Source organism: Bradyrhizobium sp. LeoA1Lang, from assembly GCF_055413685.1.
On record NZ_JBVAPG010000168.1, the window covers coordinates 1 to 16,796 of the forward strand.

Genomic DNA, 16,796 nt, shown 5'->3' on the forward strand with positions numbered 1-16,796 from the left:
CGCGATCTTTGCCTTCAGTGCCGCGTCGATCTTGCGTCTCGTCTTTGTCGTCATCATGCGCTCCGTCTATCAAACGGAGCAGCCCCTTCCAACTAAGCACGTGGTCCCACAATCGGGGTCCATTTCAAGCGCCCTGAGCCTCGTCAGCTTCTCGAAAGCTAACGCTGCTAGCATCAGAGAATGGGTTATCAACAGGCGATGTTACGAAGATGAACGCAGGTGCACCCGATATCGGAGCCGCGGGAAGCAATAACGGCGCGAATGTTGACGGAACCGAGGGGGGCGATGACGCCAACTCGCAGGCCATGCAACAACGCAAAGCTTTCGAAATGGCTCTTGGCATGATCGCAATGCGAATTGTCAACGATGCGCAGGCCGATCTCGACTCTGCCATGGACGATACAGAAGAGGATGTTTGAGTCGGCTCCGCCGAATCGGCAATAGCGAGCCGTGAATGGCACATCCAAACAACGGTGAGAAGAGAGGAAAGAGAGGAACTTCTCCGCAGCTGAACGATCCGCACCTCAATGGTACTGGTCGTTCAGATCGGTTGCGGTAAGTTGGCGTTACAGTCCTTAGGGTTCTTCTCGCTCCGGCCACTCCGGTCAGCCGTCTCTCGGTAGCCCAAGACATCTCGCTCGTATGTCGAACGGACTCGCCTCGCTTGGGCCAATCGCGCATCTACAAACCCGCAGGCCATAAAGGTGTCTTATAGACGAGACGCCCCCACGCATCCGTGTCGCGCCTTCGTTGCCGACTGTTAGCGGCAGAGATATGACAGCCCGATCATCGAAAACATGAGAGCGCGGCTAATGCATGGATAGCGCCAAGCGAGGCGCTTCCCTGCGCGCCCGCGCTGAGAAGAATGGGAGCGGGCGACAGCGTCCGCTCCCCTTTTCTTGAACTGCGCTCAGATCGGCCCCACCCCGCGGCCTTGGAGCAAGCGTCGAATCAGCTTGACACGCTCATTGGCGGCGATGCTCGCCTGGTTGACCTCACATCCGGATCTACGCTCATTGGCGTCGATGCTCGCCTGGTTGACCTCACATCCGGATCTATCGACCCACCCTTGACCCTGCTCATATATCGTCTGTGCACCATCCGATGTCAGCTGATCGAGGGTTCGGCCAGCATTGGACTGCGTCACCTTCAGATTGTTGGCACCATCCTTGTCGTCACCGAGCCCCTCGACAACCATGGCGTTGTCGCCGTTCGTGATGGTGAGCTTGGACGAAATGCTCTTGCCGTTGCCGTAGTCGGCCGTATCCACGGTGATCTTCGTGCCATCGTCGAGTTGCAGGGTCATGCCCTTCTTGAAGTCGAAATCGTCCTTGCCGTCCCCATTAGCATCGACATGCGGATCGCCATGAATCTTCGAGACATGGCCGGTTTCATTGTTCCGAACGGTCCAGGTGCCATGCTTCTCGTCCGCCGTGATTGTATATTTATCGCCAAGGTGAATCGTTGCCTTGCCGTCATGGACCTCATGCGACCACACCGGAGCTGGTTTAGGTGGCGGGCTCTGGTTCGTCGCAACTGGGATCATCGATGGAGGCGGCGGAGGAGGAACAAAAACTGGAGTGTAGTAGTACAACGGAGCAGCAAGCGAGGCAGGAGTGTACTGGGACTGGGAGCCGCTGCCCGGCGCACGCCCCGCTTCACCAGCATCGATACTGGCCTGATCCACCTCGCGCCCGGCGCCGTCGACCCAACCCTGACCTTGCTCATGGATCGTTTGTGAACCATCGGGTGTCAGCTCATCGAGAGTGAGGCCGGCGTTGGACTGCGTCACCTTCAGATTGTTGGCACCATCCTTGTCGTCACCGAGCCCCTCGACAACCATGGCGTTGCTACCATTCGTGATGGTGAGCTTGGACGAAATGCTCTTGCCGTTGCCGTAGTCGGCCGTATCCACGGTGATCTTCGTGCCATCGTCGAGTTGCAGGGTCATGCCCTTCTTGAAGTCGAAATCGTCCTTGCCGTCCCCATTAGCATCGACATGCGGATCGCCATGAATCTTCGAGACATGGCCGGTTTCATTGTTCCGAACGGTCCAGGTGCCATGCTTCTCGTCCGCCGTGATTGTATATTTATCGCCAAGGTGGATGGTGGCCTTGCCGTCATGAACCTCATGCGTCCAGACCGGATCAATTGAGGACGACGAGCCCTGGTTCTGGGCGACCGACGCGAACTGGGGAGGCGGCGGCGGGGCGAGAAGGGTTGGAGCAACGTAGACCGGATTGAGGACGGCGGGTGCGACGAGGGCCGAAGTATTTACCGGGAGGTATTGGTAGGCCCCCACCGGGACGCCGACGGCGCCGGCGTACTGCCCCAACACCACGTTGAACATTGGAACGGCGGGCGCACCTTCAGGCACTAGCCCCACCGCCGGATTGGAACCACCCACTACGGGAAGATACGGCATTTTCATTCACTCCTATTGCATTGAAGGCAGCGACAGACTGCGAGGACCACCCGCACAATCAACTTGGCACGTTGCGCCAAGGCCCTTCAAAACCAATCCCACGCCACGGCCAGCAGCACGCGCTCTCGCGTTTCTTGTTGCGGGTGACAACAGTCTTGATCGGCGGACCACTTCTCTTAACCCCTTGCCGCATGGCAATTCGGGACTCTCACGTCGAGCGTAACCAAGTCGCAGGAAATGTATCCGGAGTACCTGTCTAAAAGCTGACGATAGGATGATCGTCCACCAGCACATCCGCTTGCGTATCGCCTGAACTAACGCTGAGAGCTCGCGACCGCAACGAAACGCTCTTCATGATGGGCGGCGGAACACGACATCTTGGGACGTGCGGAGGGCGAGCATCCACGATCTCTGAAGAACTTCGGCCGAGCCTCTCGCGTGAATGCTCGAGGCGGTCTTAGGCGCCTCGGACGGCCATGTTCGGTACAAACGCCGCTTCGAAACTGATTTCGCTCGAGTCTTGAGACCAGGCACTTGCACACGTACGCCGCAGTCGATTTGTCTACCACTTGATTGCTCGAGGCAAGCGCCACGGCAGATATCTTAAGGACGTTGTGCACGGCGCTTGATGAGCACCAGGCGATCCAGCTTTGCAGTCGAGCTGCTCGGAACCATGCTCGTTGGACCGACAGCTGGCACAGCTCATACGCCAGCAACGAGTTGCAACCGCTCAAGCTTTGAAGCGCAAGACGTACGGCGTCTTGCGCGACAACATCGGCTGAAGCGAGAGTACCGACACATTTTCCGATGAAAGATAAATTTGGCGACATCGACTCATTCCTCGGCCCTTCGAAGACTCGTCAGCTTCTTGAAAGGTAATGCTCCTAGGATGTCAGCGCTGATCTCTAGGCGAGGAGTCGTCTATTGACCGTAATGGAGATGAAGATAGGAGAATGCGATGATTGGAGAAATGATCGGAAGCGCGGCTGGTGGATACCTCGGTGGACCGCAGGGCGCGGCGATTGGCTCCGCTGTCGGTGGGGTACTCGACAAAGCTTTCGAGAGGGTTATTCACAAATTGGAGCCGGAGAAGGTTGATGATGACAAGGTCGCCAAGGACAATGGCCCTGCCGCAGGAAGCAAGCCGCAGTTCAACCACGGCAACGGCGAATTGACTCTCTCGAATGACGCGCCAAGCGCACATGTCATGATTGCATTTCCTGCCCTCATCACGCTAGCTGCGGCGTGAGGCAGGTGATCAGTAACAGTAACTTCCAAACAGAAAGGTGACTCGATATGGTTTCTCCCGTTGGTGGTTCCCCCGCCGGATTTGGACCCGCGGCGAATCAGCAGGCCGGTGCTACCGGGGACGGCGATTTCGCAGCGCAGCTCGCCGAGCTGGAGCGTGTCAGCAAACAGGCTCAGGCCAAGAGCATCATGATGCGCAGAATTACGACCGAGCTCTCGTCCGAAAAGAAGGTTGCCGACGAGCGCGTTAGCTAGCGCTGCAAGAGGGAGGCTCACGGCCGGCTCTTTTCGCGTGCGGGAGGCTCTCCATAGCTTGACGAACTCGGAACCAGCCGTACGGCAACGCCGTACGGCTTCTCTCGTTTCTCAGGAGAATCTCCGTGAATGAACCGGCTTCCGTTCATTTCGAAGTGCTATCAGGGCCTTATTCTGGGGTGAGTGGTGAAGCGCCGGTCGGAACGAGTCTTATCGGAAGTGGCCTCGATGCTGATATCGTCTTCGTCGAACAGGGGCTCGAGCCCAATCACTTCCGTCTCACCCCCCTGCACGGTTCGATTGAGATCGAGGCCCTAGCAGCCGGAGTCAGCATAGAGGGAAACGGAGATATTGCCGTAGGCAAGCGGGTTGTTATTTCTCTTCCTGCTGTCATTCATGCGGGCACGATGTCCATTCGTTGCACACAGGATTCGGCACGAGGATCAATCGGCCTATCCCGTCTTTCGATAATCGCAGTCTCGTTGGTCTTGCTGAGCTCTGTCGGGATCGCCACTCTCGCAATCAGCTTCCTGTTTGACGGCAGTGCCGGTGCAGTGAGCCCCGATGCGCCCCCTGGCGCCCCACTTCCAGCCAAGCTGACGCTCAACGGTCCTAATGATCGCCCCCTCGATGCAGCCGCCGAACTGCTGCAAGAGGAGGTGAATAAAGCGGGACTTCTCAATATCAAAATCGCGCCTGGACCAGGTGTAGTCAGCGCGGAGGGCACCGTTACCCCTGCGTTAGTCACTAGGTGGCAGGAGGTTCAGCGCTGGTTCGATCAGCATACGAACGGCTCGCTGACACTCGTAAACGGGGTGATCGTAAAGGAGGATAAGCCTCCCTCCTCAATAGCTGTCCAGGCGGTGTGGCGCGGAGCCCACCCCTATCTTCTTATTGGCGGCCAAAAATACTTCGTGGGGGCGCTGTTGAATGATGGATGGACGGTGGATCGAATCGAGGCGGGACGCGTACTGCTTAGCCGGAATGGACGACTTGCTGCTCTCCCCTATTAGAGCTCCAGTACCGCAGGAAAGGAGAATGTCATGACCAAGCTGCCGCAGCATCCTGTCGGATTTGGCACCTCTTCGCAAAGGCTCAACACCCAAGACCATGAGCCAGCGAACAAGCCGGCCCTCCCTCAAGTCCATCATTTAGAGATCGATCGCACTGATGGCGGCGGCGAGAACAGGCACGGGTCGATTTGGCCGGATACTGAGGCACCCGATCTGTCAATCGAGGCCTCGCTTGAGGTCGACGATATCGATGCCGTCTCGCGTGTCAGCCTCAACGAGAGGCGCGTCCCGATCGCTGAGATCGACCCCCGTGCGGCACTCGCTTCACTTTATGGCCGCAATCTCGCGACAGGTCTGCTCTCCTTCGTCACCCCACGCCTGCGTGATCCGGACGTGCTGCGAGCAGAGAAGCACGGTGTTCTCCTGGAGCGCTTGGCCGACCGGCTATGGGCCGGAGCGGAGAACTCGGTGGCGCGCGAAGGGATCGACGCACTGCAGCAGGAGCTCCGCCGGCTGATCCTGCTCCGGCAGAACCAGAACAGCTTGATCAAGGGCTAGCATGGTCAATTCGGGCGGATCGCACCTCGCCAGTCTACCGTCGCCGGCCGAAGCTATCAAAACCGGCGATGTCTTGCCAATCTCCGGGCAAGAGCGCGATTTGGTCTGCGCAATATCCTTCGTCCACCTTGCGTGTGGACAGAGCGCACGAGCTCTCGCTCTGTTGCGGCTCTTTGCCCATGAAGATTCGCGAGACGTCGACCTGCTTCGCATTCTTACCTATGCTCTCATCTCGGAGGGCTTTGGCAATGAAGCACTTAATGTGCTGGATAGACTCGACATGCTTGATGAGGATCCCTCTTCGCGTCTGCCCTTGACGCTTCTGCGCAGTCACGCGCTACGACGCGCCGGCCGTATGGACGAGGCGCGGGCGGTCTTCAAAGATTATGTATCCTTGCGTGGCAGGACAGCGCCAACGGAACAACAATAAGAAGGCTCTTCATGGCACACCTTCTTCGTAGGCTTATCGTGCGCGCGCCATTCCACGCGGACTTCATGGTCGCGTTCATGCTGCTTCTGGCAATCGGAATGATGATCATGCCGATCCCGATCGTCGTGATCGATATGCTGATCGGCTTCAATCTGGGTTTTGCCGTTCTGTTGCTGATGGTTGCTCTCTATCTCAGTACGCCACTGGATTTTTCATCCTTGCCGGGCGTCATCCTGATCTCTACCGTCTTTCGTCTGGCGCTGACCATCGCGACAACGCGGCTGATCCTCGCTGAAGGAGACGCCGGCAGCATCATTCACACCTTCGGTGAGTTCGTGATATCGGGGAACATCGCTGTCGGCATTGTTATATTTCTGATCGTGACCATGGTGCAGTTCATGGTTCTCGCGAAGGGAGCCGAGCGCGTCGCTGAAGTCTCCGCACGATTCACCCTCGACGCTCTGCCAGGCAAGCAGATGGCTATCGACGCGGAGCTACGCAACGGTCATATCGATCAGCGCGACGCACGCAGCCGGCGAGCCTCACTGGAGCGGGAAAGTCAACTTCATGGTGCGATGGATGGCGCCATGAAGTTCGTCAAAGGCGATGCCATCGCCGGACTCATAGTCATCTGCATCAACATGCTCGGAGGAATTAGCATCGGACTGCTCTCGAAGGGCATGTCCATTGATGAGGCGTTGCATCAATATACGCTGCTCACCATCGGCGACGCGCTGATTTCTCAGATTCCGGCGCTCCTGCTGTCGGTTACGGCTGCAACCATCGTCACACGTGTAAATGGGCCCTCCAAGCTCAAGCTTGGTGCCGATATCATCAACCAACTCACGGCCAGTACCCCGGCATTGCGGCTGGCAGCCGGCGTCTTACTTCTCATGGGGCTGATACCTGGTTTCCCCTTGTCCCCGTTTCTCATGCTGGCTGCAGTTTTTACCGGGGCGAGCTATGTCAAGGGCGGTGTGCAAGGCGCGAACACCGGCTCTAAGACGGCCGCCAACGTTAGTGCTCCGACTACGAGTCCAGCGCAGGCTCAAAAGCAAACCATACCTGCGGAGGCGCTTCCGGTCGCGCTATTGGTTGCGCCGAACCTGATAAATGCGATTGACAAAGAGGAAGTTGGGCAGCACATCGCGCGCATTTCGGCATTGGTCTCAGCCGATCTTGGCATCACGATTCCCCGCATTCCAGTCCAGGTGGATCCACGTTTGGCCCAGTCCGAGTTCAGGCTGGATGTGGAAGGGGTACCGGTTGAACGGGATCGAGTCGACCCGACGCAGCTCGCCCTCACCGACGACCGAGCGAACATTGAATTGAGCGGCATCCCGTATCGGCAAGATCCAGACACTGGCCGGATCTGGATCGAACAGAGCCATGCACCGGCTCTCAAAGCGGCCGGAATCGGGCATCACCGTCCGAGCGAAATCATCGCCTTGCGCGTCAGTTCCGTACTGACGCGATATGCGCAGCGCTTGGTCGGCATTCAAGAGACGCGACAATTGCTCGCCCGGATGGAGCAGGAATATACTGATCTGGTGAAGGAAGTGCTACGAACGACTCCAGTTCCCCGGATCGCCGAGGTCCTGCGTCGTCTGCTCGACGAGGACATCCCGATTCGTAACACCCGCCTGGTCTTGGAAGCGTTCGCCGAATGGAGCGAACGCGAGCAAAACGCTGTCCTGCTCACCGAATACGTCCGCTCCGGCCTGAAACGGCAAATCTGCTATCGCTACGCCAACGCTCACCGTGTTCTGCCCGCCTTTATCATCGAACGTGAAACTGAGGATGTGATTCGCAGTGCGGTGCGAGAAACTGCCGTCGGGCCATACCTCGCGCTGGAGGACCGGCAGAGCGAGATGTTGTTGTCGCAACTGCGTCAGATTCATTCAGGCATGCCACCAGGTCAGAGCCAGCCCGTCATCCTGAGTTCGCTGGATATCCGGCGCTTCGTCCGCGGCTTTCTCACCCGCAACGGGATCGATCTTCCTGTTCTGTCCTATCAGGATCTCGCCTCCGATTTCACGGTCCAGCCAGTGGGCTCGCTCAAGCTTACAGGTCCCAAGGAAAAAGCTCCGGCAGGAGACCAACGCAGCCAGCTCGCCACAGCCGGCTAACAGCGCACAGCAGTCGGTCGTGACAATGGACAGCATGAATTCACCTGCGAGAACATCCGCTGCTCGATGGTATGCGTTCCATCCGCCCTCGGGCTTAACTCTCCTCGCCTTGTTCGCGATTCTTGTGGTCGGAGGTTGCACCAGCTCGGATCACCCAGCCATCTCAGTACAAGCGACGCCGCGGCCAGAGTTGCTCGGCGCTAAGGACATCGATCCTGCTATGCGCGAGCGCATTGCGCACGCCCTCCTCCGGGTTACCGACGAGGAGAGTTTGCGCGAGGCTCTGAAGCAAGAACCAGACAATGTCGATGCGGCAATCTCACTTACGCAGACCCTTCTGGCACAGAAACGCGCGGGTGAGGCGCTTAAGGTAGCCGACAAGATCTTGCTTACAGCCCCTGGTGACTTGCGTGCCCTGAACGCAAAGGGGGTGGTCCTCGACGCCGAGGGGCGCCATGATGAGGCCCAAGCGCTATATCGGCAGGCTCTCGCAGCCGCCCCAGGCAATCAGATGTTGCGCAACAATCTTGGCCTATCGCTCGCACTCGCCGGGAAAGCAGACAGCGGGAACTCCAGCCTCCAACAGCTTTCGCACGAACGACGTGCGCTGGCAGAACAGCCGTAGCATACGCTTACGGTACAACCTGACTTGCAAGACGCCCGACAACCTGCAGTCAGCTTTTCGTCAGGAAGGCTGGCTATCAAGCTCCGCTCGGCCTTAGCAGGTTGACACTCAATACAGCTTTCGCAGATAGGAGCGCGAACGTCCATGTACAATCGAATAAATGCCTCACCCAGCTTTCCATGGATGGGCAATTCCGACTCTGATAGAATGACACAGTCTGCTATCGACGGTAGGCAAACAGATCAAGGCCGAAGCTTCGAGGACGTGTTCTCCCATATGCAGATAGCGCCGCGGGAGTCCTACACTGATTCATCCTCGGCGACAGCACGGCCGTACTCACTGAGCACCAGACCACCCATCGTGGAGATCTCAAGGTCCTCATTTCAGGACAAATTGGAAGATTTCTATGGGGATGAAATCGAGCATATCGCCGCCAATCCTCAGCAATACTCGCGTTCGGTGGCATTGAAAGCGGAGCGCGCTGCGGACGTTGCCTATAATCATGGCAGGAAAGAAGGCTCGGACGACGCACGACACTTCAGCTATCAATTGGGAAACAAAAGCGTTGGACTTCTCCGAACGGAAGGTGGAGCTAACATGCGTGATGTGTTCAAAGGGGAAAAGGCACGCGCGCGCTGGCGGGAACAGTTTCCCGGACGGTCTGAAATCACGTCGACGGTAGACTTTCGGGTTACGCATCCCCTCGTCGATAACGCGGGCGACATTTTGCTGGAGCATCAGCTTCGGTCAGACGGCGACAAGCCGTTAGTCCTTTCTCATCCCGTGAATCCGGAAGCAAAAGCCCGTGCAGCAGCGCTGGGTTTTGTTGAGATAGGTGACTCGATGATGGTGCTTGACCCTACCCGGCATCCCGACAAGTGGATCAAGAACAGCGACGGTGAATGGCAGCGAACAAACAAACCTCCCCTTTACCTTTCCAAAGCGGAAGAGAGTGAAGGCAGGGATACGGAACGTTCCGAGCGCGCGAGAAATGTCTCGCCGGATTGGGAGGACGATGACTTTATGTAGAGGGTCGTCTCGGCGCGGAGAGAGAGGGTATGATACGCCCCTCTCTCCATGCAGATCTTACTGCCTGCAATTATTGCCTGCGCGCCGGTCGTATCGAGCGGTAGCGGAATCTGACGGCTCAGCTGCAGGCCGCCATGTCCCTTGAGCAAGCGCCTCGTCTAGAGAGCTCGTCCTGACCCTTGCGTTTTGGCTCCATGAACGAGCCGCTCTATGCCCATGCATGCTGAGCTCAGGGACGTTGGCGCCGCTCTTTCAGTTCTAAGATGAACTATGCGTCGTCCGAATTATGGTACGCGCTCAGTGAAGGCCTTACCGGAGGCTTATAGCCGCCTGCTTCTTGTGAGTGATCTTCGTTAGGTCGTCGATAGGTAAGACGGTTGCCAACGATGCCTTTCAGCAAGCGCGCCGCACGATCTTTGTCGGTGACACCGAGCGAAGCGCGCTCGTTGCAGCGGAAAGCAAATTCAGCCAGATAGCGCCGCTTAAGATGCTGCTGGCTGACGTGGTGATACGTTCCGATGATGCCCCGGTCAAGGATTGAGAAGTAACCTTCAACGTATTGGTGTGAGCGACGCCCGAAGTGTGATAAATCGCATAAAGCAGTGCGCAAATTTCGGATTTAGGTCTTCCACATTCATCTTTTTCTTGATGGAGGGTTGTCTCCGGATCCATCAGGCGCATGAAGCAGAACGTTGCGCGATTGCTCGCGAAATTCCGGCGGATGGCCGGCAATGAAGATCCCCAGCAATTGACCGATCGGCGCGCCTTGCACTTCCGGGCCCCTTTCCTGCGAGCAGCGGACGGATTTGCTCGACGAGCGCGTCGGCTACTTTCATGGCCGCCGCCGCCTGCTTGCTCATTCTGCCCCGCGCCTCTTGCACTAAGAAACGCCGATCTACTGTAGGCGAAGAACGCGACCTGCTTGTGACTTAGTTCGCCGCCGGCTTGATGAACACACGCCCTACTTCATCATCGCTTCGACCTCTGCACGAAATGCCTGGCGCGAGGCGTCGCGTGAATAGAACATGTGGCCGCCCGGATAGACCACGAGTTTGACCCGCGGCGCCGACGCAAAGGGCGGCAACTGATCGAGCGCCAGCTTCGAGCCGAAATAGGGCGTGACAATATCGAACAGGCCGTGCGCGACCAGCACGTTCATCTTCGCGTCCGTGGCAAGGATCTCGCGCAGCTCCGACAGCGACTGCGGAGGGCTGCCGTGGCCGAAATTCCAGGCCCGCGTGACCGCGCGGTTGAGCAGTTCATAGGAGCCGTCCGGCCGCCAGTTGAGCTTGCGCGTCAGGACATCGACGGCGGCACTCGTCAGCGGCGCCGCCAGCGCATCGCCCGAGGGATCGCCGAAGCGGTAGCTATCGGAGTCCGGATAGGGATCGAGGCCGCGCACCGAGGCGTCATAACCGCCGGTCACCTTGCCGCTCTTGCGGTCGAACTCGCGGCGGAATTCGCCGCGGTCAAAGCGCCCGGCGAGCCGTCGGCTTACGGCCTGGTCGATGCCGGTCAAAGCGGCGACCTTGTCGGCGAGACGGTTGGTGGCCTCCTTGTCTGCCTCGCCCTTGTCGAGGTCGGCCAAGAATTCGCCACGCGCGTAAGCTTCGACATCGGCGAGATCGGCACGTTTGACCGCCCCCCTGCCCTCGCCCTTGGCTTCGCGGGCCACCGCGACATAGGTTGGCAGCCTCGCGACGTGTTGCAGAAAGCTCGTGCCTGTGAACTGGCGGTAGTCGAACAGTGGCGAGAGCAGGATCAGGCCCTTCACGCCGACGCCCTGCTGCATCTGCAGATTGCGCACAACCTTCGGTCCGCGAATGCCGCCATAGCTTTCGCCCGCGACATATTTCGGCGAGGAGAGCCGCTCGTGCTTCTCGAGCCAGCGGCGGATCACAAGCGCGATTGAACTGGCATCGCCATCGACCGAATAGAACCGCCTGCGCACATCCTCGCCTGTCGCCACGAAACGGCTGTAGCCGGTGCCGACGGGATCGATGAACACGAGGTCGGTGAAATCGAGCCAGGTCTCGGCGTTGGGCCTGACCTCGGGCGAGGCCGACGCCGTGACGGTTTCCGCATCGATCGGCAGCCGCCATGGCCCGGCACTGCCGAACTGCAGCCAAGCAGAGGATGACCCGGGGCCGCCATTGAAGAGGAACGTCACCGGACGCGTGGCGCGATCTGTGCCGTCGAGCTGATAGGAGGTGTAGGCGATGTCGGCCTGCGGCTCGCCCTTGTCGTCGAACATGCGGATCGAGCCCGCAGTCGCGATGAAACGAAGCGTCCGCCCGGGCAGCTCCAGCGTCTGTTTGACGGTGGAATCCGGCGGCAGGCGATGCTGCTCGGCCGCCGATGGGGAACTAGGCGCACTGGCGCCGCGCGCGCCGGGCCCGCCCTTCTGGCCGGCCGGCGTCGTGGCATCGGGGCGCGGCGGCGGATCGTCGGCCCGGGCGCTCCCCATCACGGCGCACGCAAATAGAGCGAGCGCGAGAGGGGTGTGGCGCCGCGCGGTCAAATCGAACAGCATGGAGTTTCTCCGGTCCGGCCGCACTTTCTGTCAGCGGCCGATTGCGACGGTTTAAGGTTGCGGGACGGTCTGGACTTTTACCTATAGTTGCATTCTGTTGGGTGGTTCTGCCTTATGTTGCACGAGGCGTATCTGCCAAACGGCTCTCCTCAGTTAGCTGAGAGCAGGGAACAACAAACCTACTAAGTCTAGTAGTCGCCTCTATTCCTGAGGGCACGGACCGCCTGTCGGCGGCACCGCCTGCGCAATGGCACAGAGCCTACCCAAGCACGCTGGCGCCGCCTGTCTCCGGCAAAGGGACCAACCAAAGCTCCGCGCTGGCACGACTGGGCCTATGTCGAGCTGGCCGATCTCGACGGCAGTGAATGCGATGATGAACCTTGCCAGGGAATGGACGCGAGGCTTGCCACAAGGGCCGCGTATCGGCTCGCCGCATCAAGCGCAGAGCGGAGCTGAGCGAGAAAGTGAGGATTGAGATGACCGAGAAGGAAGAGATCGACACCGTTGTCACCCCGACCGGGCGGCGCCTGGCGACGATCAAGGAGGCGTGCCGCTACGGCAGGTTCTCGCACACCAAGTGCTATGAGCTGATCAACGCCAAGCGGATCAGAGCCTACAAGTTCGACACCCGAACCCTGGTCGACCTGGATTCCATCGACGCGATGTTCGCCTCACTGCCGGAGATGTAGGCCCGATGATTCATGTGAGCTGGATCGATCGCGGCTGCGAGCCGGCGCATCCGTCGAATCCCAACTATCCCGATGGCATCGACCTCGACCTGACGCGCGGCGCCAAGCCGTTCTGCCAGACTGGCCTGCCATACCCCGCAGAGCGCTGCGGCTACTTCACCATTGCCTGCGACGTCTGCGGCTTCACCACCATGGTGACGACGGCAGGCCGGCCGGAGGACCCGAAAAGCATCAAGCTCCCTTGCCAGATCGAGCCGGTGAAATGGCGCTGACCGCATTCAAGGTGATGTCCGGCGCCGCCGCGATCTGGTCGCTGCTGATGATTGCAGCGAGCCAGCGCGACGCGGCGCCACCGGCTGCAGCGACGACCAGCGTTGCGGACGATGAGCCGCAGCGGTCGACGGCAAAGGCCGACCGGCTGCCGCTGTTCGTGCCGGCGGTCGCGCCATTGGTCGACATGGCCGAGCCGGCAATACCGAGGACCGAGCGGCGCCGCGAGCACAGGCGGCGCGACGTCTGCGAACACGGCCGTCGGTATTACCGGATCGGTCATCGTCGATACTGGCGCTGCAGGAGGGGCTGAATGGAGACGCGGCTGAATCAGGCGATCTGGTCGTTGCCGACCCCTGATCGCATCAAGCGCCAGCCGGTCTCGGCGACCGGCTACTACGTGCCTTGGTTCGTCGCCTGGATCGATCGCGAGCCGGATTTCCGGGTGATCGGTCCCGGCAAGCTCGCGCAGGCTGTCAACCGCAAGCTCTGCTGGATTTGTGGCCAGCCGCTCGGCGTCTACAAGGCGTTCCCGATCGGCCCGATGTGCGCGATCAATCGCAACATCTCGGAGCCGCCGTCGCATTGGGAATGCGCCGAGTATGCCGTGCAGGCCTGTCCGTTCCTCGCAAACCCGCGCATGCGGCGCAACGAAAAGGACCTGCCGTCCGACCATCGCGAGCCTGCGGGCACGATGATCAGAAGGAATCCGGGCGCAATCGGCATCTGGGTGACGAAGCAATACAGCGCCGTGCGCTGCGGCGATGGCGTTCTCTTTCGCCTCGGCGATCCGGAGCGCGTCGTCTGGTACCGCGAGCGCCGCAAGGCGACCCGCGCCGAGGTCGAGGAATCGATTGAGACCGGACTGCCCGAGCTGCTCAAGCGCGGCGAGATCAGCGTCGACGAACTGGCGGGCTTGCGCCGCAAGGCCGAGCAGTACCTGCCCGCATAGTATCGCGTCCACGCAGCACTACGGAGTACCTCTGAGCGGAAACCGGACCGGCTCGCCGCCCGACCTTTGCCGGCTGGCCTTATCTTTTCACGCACACTTTTGGTGGTAAAGGGCACCTATCGCCGCAAAAAACGGTAGGTTACTATACGAATCGTAGTAGCAGCCGAACCCGGCCATTGCCTGCGCCAATGGCTGAGCCGAACAATACGAAACGTTGAAAGCTGAACTTTTGGGGGTAGGGACAGTATGAATGCTGTTGAGATCGAGGAAGCCATCTCGGCTCTCGCCGAGCAGGCATTCGTCTCGGTCGAGTTCCCTTTCGCTTTCCTGCAAGCTTTCGGGAACAAGGACACGACAATCAAGCGGCTGCGTGCGGGTGCATCCAACAAGTCCGATCTGGGCGGTGTCCTGCAAACGAACCATATCCACATCGCGGTCTGTGCGCCAGGCGACGTCACTAAGACCCTTGCCGCCCTCAAGGCCAGTCCGGCGACGGCCAGGGCGAAGGCGCGGTACATCCTCGCCACCGACGGCGAGACGCTCGAAGCTGAGGAGCTAGAATCGGACGAAGCGCCGATTGCTTGCGCCTATCGGGACTTCCCGGACCATTTTGGTTTTTTCCTGCCGCTCGCCGGAATCACCACGGTCAAGCAAGTCCGCGAAAGCTCTTTCGATATCCGCGCCACAAGCCGCCTGAACAGGCTCTACGTCGAGCTTCTGAAAGACAACCCTGAATGGGGTACGGTGGAGCGCCGCCCGGAAATGAACCATTTCATGGCGCGGCTGATCTTCTGCTTCTTCGCTGAGGACACCGACATCTTTGAAGGCAACCGTCTGTTCACGACCACGATCGAGCAGATGAGCGAGCGAAATTCCGCGAACACCCATGAGGTGATCAGCGAACTGTTCCGGGCCATGAATACGAAGCGCGACGATCGGGAGCCAGCCGGAATTGCGCGGTGGGCGAACAAATTCCCTTATGTCAATGGTGGCCTATTTGCGGGGAATACCGATGTGCCGTGCTTTAGCCGGATCGCGCGTTCCTATCTGCTCCACATCGGTAATCTCGACTGGACAAAAATCAATCCGGATATCTTTGGATCGATGATCCAAGCTGTAGCCGACGATGAAGAGCGTGGCGCGCTCGGCATGCATTACACAAGCGTGCCGAATATCCTGAAAGTGCTAAATCCGCTGTTCCTCGACGACCTGCGGGCGCAACTTGAGGAGGCCGGAAACAATCCTCGCACTCTGCTCAATCTGCGCAAACGCATGGCAAAGATCAGGGTGTTCGATCCGGCCTGCGGCTCCGGCAATTTTCTTGTCATCGCATACAAGGAAATGCGCGAGATCGAGGCCGAGATCAATCGGCGGCGCGGCGAATCCGACCGGCGCAGCGAAATTCCCCTTACCAACTTCCGAGGAATCGAGCTTCGCGATTTTCCTGCCGAGGTCGCGCGTCTAGCACTGATCATCGCAGAGTACCAATGCGACGTTCTTTATCGCGGACAGAAGGAAGCTTCGGCCGATTTCCTGCCGTTGGATACACAGAACTGGATTGTCTGTGGCAACGCGCTGCGGCTCGACTGGTTAAGTATCTGCCCGCCGACCGGCACGGGCGTGAAGCATCACGCGGACGACCTATTTCACACGCCGCTCGATCAGGCGCAGATCGACTTTGAAAATGAAGGAGGAGAGACCTACATCTGCGGCAATCCACCTTATCTTGGCTTCACGTGGCAGAGCGCAGAACAAAAGGCCGAGGTTCGCGCGCTGCTTGGTGGACGAACGTCCTCCAGTGGATTTCTTGACTACGTCGCTGGCTGGTTCATCAAGGCGGCTGAGTACATGGCGAGCACGAATGCGGTTGCTGCCTTCGTGGCCACAAATTCAATCTGCCAAGGGCAATCTGTAACGATATTGTGGCCGGTCCTATTCAGCGCCGGTTGCGATATTCTCTTCGCCTACACGTCGTTCAAGTGGTCGAACCTCGCAAGTAATAAGGCTGGCGTGACGGTAGTCATAGTGGGGATCGGCCGACCAACCAGCGCACCTCGTCGTCTTTACCAACACGACGAACAAAATAGCCTTACAGTCCGCGAGGGGGCGTCAATCACACCATATCTGACACTTGGTCCTCGCGTCATCGTCGAAAAGCGGTCCTCTCCGATCAGCGAGCTGAGTGTGATGGAGTTCGGAAACAAGCCGAGTGACGGTGGTCACTTGCTGTTGCGCTCCGACGAAATCGCGTCGCTTGGCTTAAATGATGCGCAGCGGAATAAGTTTCTCCGACGGATTTACGGAGCGCAGGATTTCATAAACGGTGGCTCGCGGTTTTGCATTTGGATCGAGGATCAGAATCTCAAGGAAGGTTTAGCTATTGAACCGCTCAATGCCCGCGTGGAAGAGGTTCGCAGGATAAGGCTGGCGAGCCGAGACAAAGGTGCGAATGCCTTAGCTAGGCGGGCGCACCAGCTTACTCATAGGTCAGAACTATAGGCGACATTGTTGCGGCGTTGGTGTATGCTATCGGCATGAAACGCGACGGCCGACAACTTGACCATCGAACCCTGGAAGAAATCCGCATGATGGCGTTGGAGCGAGTGCGCGAAGGTGAAAAGCCGAGCGCCGTCGTCGAGA

General features: G+C 59.0%; 15 protein-coding genes and 2 pseudogenes. 14 read left to right on the plus strand and 3 right to left on the minus strand.

Annotation, left to right across the window (positions count from 1 at the left end; translation table 11 throughout):
- Nucleotides 1–209 precede the first annotated feature (209 nt).
- Nucleotides 210–419, plus strand: a complete 210-nt coding sequence (locus tag ACZYOF_RS35725; RefSeq protein ID WP_028169432.1) for a hypothetical protein — start codon at nucleotides 210–212, stop codon at nucleotides 417–419.
- Between the two features lie 491 nt (nucleotides 420–910).
- On the opposite strand, the gene ACZYOF_RS35730 is transcribed toward ACZYOF_RS35725, so the two are convergent.
- A complete protein-coding gene (locus tag ACZYOF_RS35730) occupies nucleotides 911–2,425 on the minus strand; it encodes a DUF1521 domain-containing protein (RefSeq protein WP_455998623.1) in 1,515 nt (504 codons plus the stop codon).
- Between the two features lie 958 nt (nucleotides 2,426–3,383).
- Between ACZYOF_RS35730 and ACZYOF_RS35735 the strand changes: the two genes are divergently transcribed.
- The 8 genes from ACZYOF_RS35735 to ACZYOF_RS35770 all read left to right on the plus strand — a co-directional run bounded on the left by ACZYOF_RS35735 (nucleotide 3,384) and on the right by ACZYOF_RS35770 (nucleotide 9,712).
- A complete protein-coding gene (locus ACZYOF_RS35735; protein WP_035692794.1) occupies nucleotides 3,384–3,674 on the plus strand; it encodes a hypothetical protein in 291 nt (96 codons plus the stop codon).
- Between the two features lie 47 nt (nucleotides 3,675–3,721).
- On the plus strand, nucleotides 3,722–3,928 hold the full coding sequence (locus tag ACZYOF_RS35740) for a hypothetical protein (RefSeq protein ID WP_028168938.1): 207 nt from the start codon (nucleotides 3,722–3,724) through the stop codon (nucleotides 3,926–3,928).
- A gap of 125 nt (nucleotides 3,929–4,053) precedes the next feature.
- Nucleotides 4,054–4,941: a SctD/MshK family protein gene (locus ACZYOF_RS35745; RefSeq protein WP_028168939.1), complete on the plus strand. Its 888-nt coding sequence runs from the start codon at nucleotides 4,054–4,056 to the stop codon at nucleotides 4,939–4,941.
- A 30-nt stretch (nucleotides 4,942–4,971) separates the two neighbouring features.
- On the plus strand, nucleotides 4,972–5,499 hold the full coding sequence (locus tag ACZYOF_RS35750; RefSeq protein ID WP_028168940.1) for a hypothetical protein: 528 nt from the start codon (nucleotides 4,972–4,974) through the stop codon (nucleotides 5,497–5,499).
- A gap of 1 nt (nucleotide 5,500) precedes the next feature.
- Nucleotides 5,501–5,929: a tetratricopeptide repeat protein gene (locus tag ACZYOF_RS35755; protein WP_080664153.1), complete on the plus strand. Its 429-nt coding sequence runs from the start codon at nucleotides 5,501–5,503 to the stop codon at nucleotides 5,927–5,929.
- Nucleotides 5,930–5,940: 11 nt separating this feature from the next.
- On the plus strand, nucleotides 5,941–8,058 hold the full coding sequence (gene sctV / locus ACZYOF_RS35760; RefSeq protein WP_028168942.1) for a type III secretion system export apparatus subunit SctV: 2,118 nt from the start codon (nucleotides 5,941–5,943) through the stop codon (nucleotides 8,056–8,058).
- 220 nt (nucleotides 8,059–8,278) lie between these two features.
- On the plus strand, nucleotides 8,279–8,683 hold the full coding sequence (locus tag ACZYOF_RS35765; protein WP_245287675.1) for a tetratricopeptide repeat protein: 405 nt from the start codon (nucleotides 8,279–8,281) through the stop codon (nucleotides 8,681–8,683).
- Nucleotides 8,684–9,076: 393 nt separating this feature from the next.
- Nucleotides 9,077–9,712 carry an effector protein NopP gene (locus ACZYOF_RS35770; RefSeq protein WP_245287676.1) on the plus strand — a complete coding sequence of 212 codons (636 nt, stop codon included), beginning with the start codon at nucleotides 9,077–9,079 and terminating at the stop codon, nucleotides 9,710–9,712.
- 337 nt (nucleotides 9,713–10,049) lie between these two features.
- Here ACZYOF_RS35770 and ACZYOF_RS35775 read toward each other — a convergent pair.
- Nucleotides 10,050–10,268: pseudogene (locus ACZYOF_RS35775) on the minus strand (transposase); the annotation flags it as partial.
- Nucleotides 10,269–10,673: 405 nt separating this feature from the next.
- A complete protein-coding gene (locus tag ACZYOF_RS35780) occupies nucleotides 10,674–12,245 on the minus strand; it encodes a S10 family peptidase (protein WP_028168945.1) in 1,572 nt (523 codons plus the stop codon).
- Nucleotides 12,246–12,721: 476 nt separating this feature from the next.
- Here ACZYOF_RS35780 and ACZYOF_RS35785 point away from each other — a divergent pair, with 476 nt between their 5' ends.
- The 5 genes and pseudogenes from ACZYOF_RS35785 to ACZYOF_RS35805 all read left to right on the plus strand — a co-directional run.
- A complete protein-coding gene (locus ACZYOF_RS35785) occupies nucleotides 12,722–12,934 on the plus strand; it encodes a helix-turn-helix domain-containing protein (RefSeq protein ID WP_051397305.1) in 213 nt (70 codons plus the stop codon).
- A 5-nt stretch (nucleotides 12,935–12,939) separates the two neighbouring features.
- Nucleotides 12,940–13,206 carry a hypothetical protein gene (locus tag ACZYOF_RS35790; RefSeq protein WP_028168947.1) on the plus strand — a complete coding sequence of 89 codons (267 nt, stop codon included), beginning with the start codon at nucleotides 12,940–12,942 and terminating at the stop codon, nucleotides 13,204–13,206.
- Nucleotides 13,197–13,517, plus strand: coding sequence for a hypothetical protein (locus tag ACZYOF_RS35795; RefSeq protein WP_028168948.1), 321 nt, complete (start codon nucleotides 13,197–13,199; stop codon nucleotides 13,515–13,517). Before ACZYOF_RS35790 ends, ACZYOF_RS35795 begins: the two co-directional genes overlap by 10 nt.
- A complete protein-coding gene (locus ACZYOF_RS35800; RefSeq protein ID WP_463718697.1) occupies nucleotides 13,518–14,156 on the plus strand; it encodes a hypothetical protein in 639 nt (212 codons plus the stop codon).
- Nucleotides 14,157–14,402: 246 nt separating this feature from the next.
- Nucleotides 14,403–16,631, plus strand: a pseudogene (locus ACZYOF_RS35805) (class I SAM-dependent DNA methyltransferase); the annotation flags it as partial.
- Between the last annotated feature and the right edge of the window lie 165 nt (nucleotides 16,632–16,796).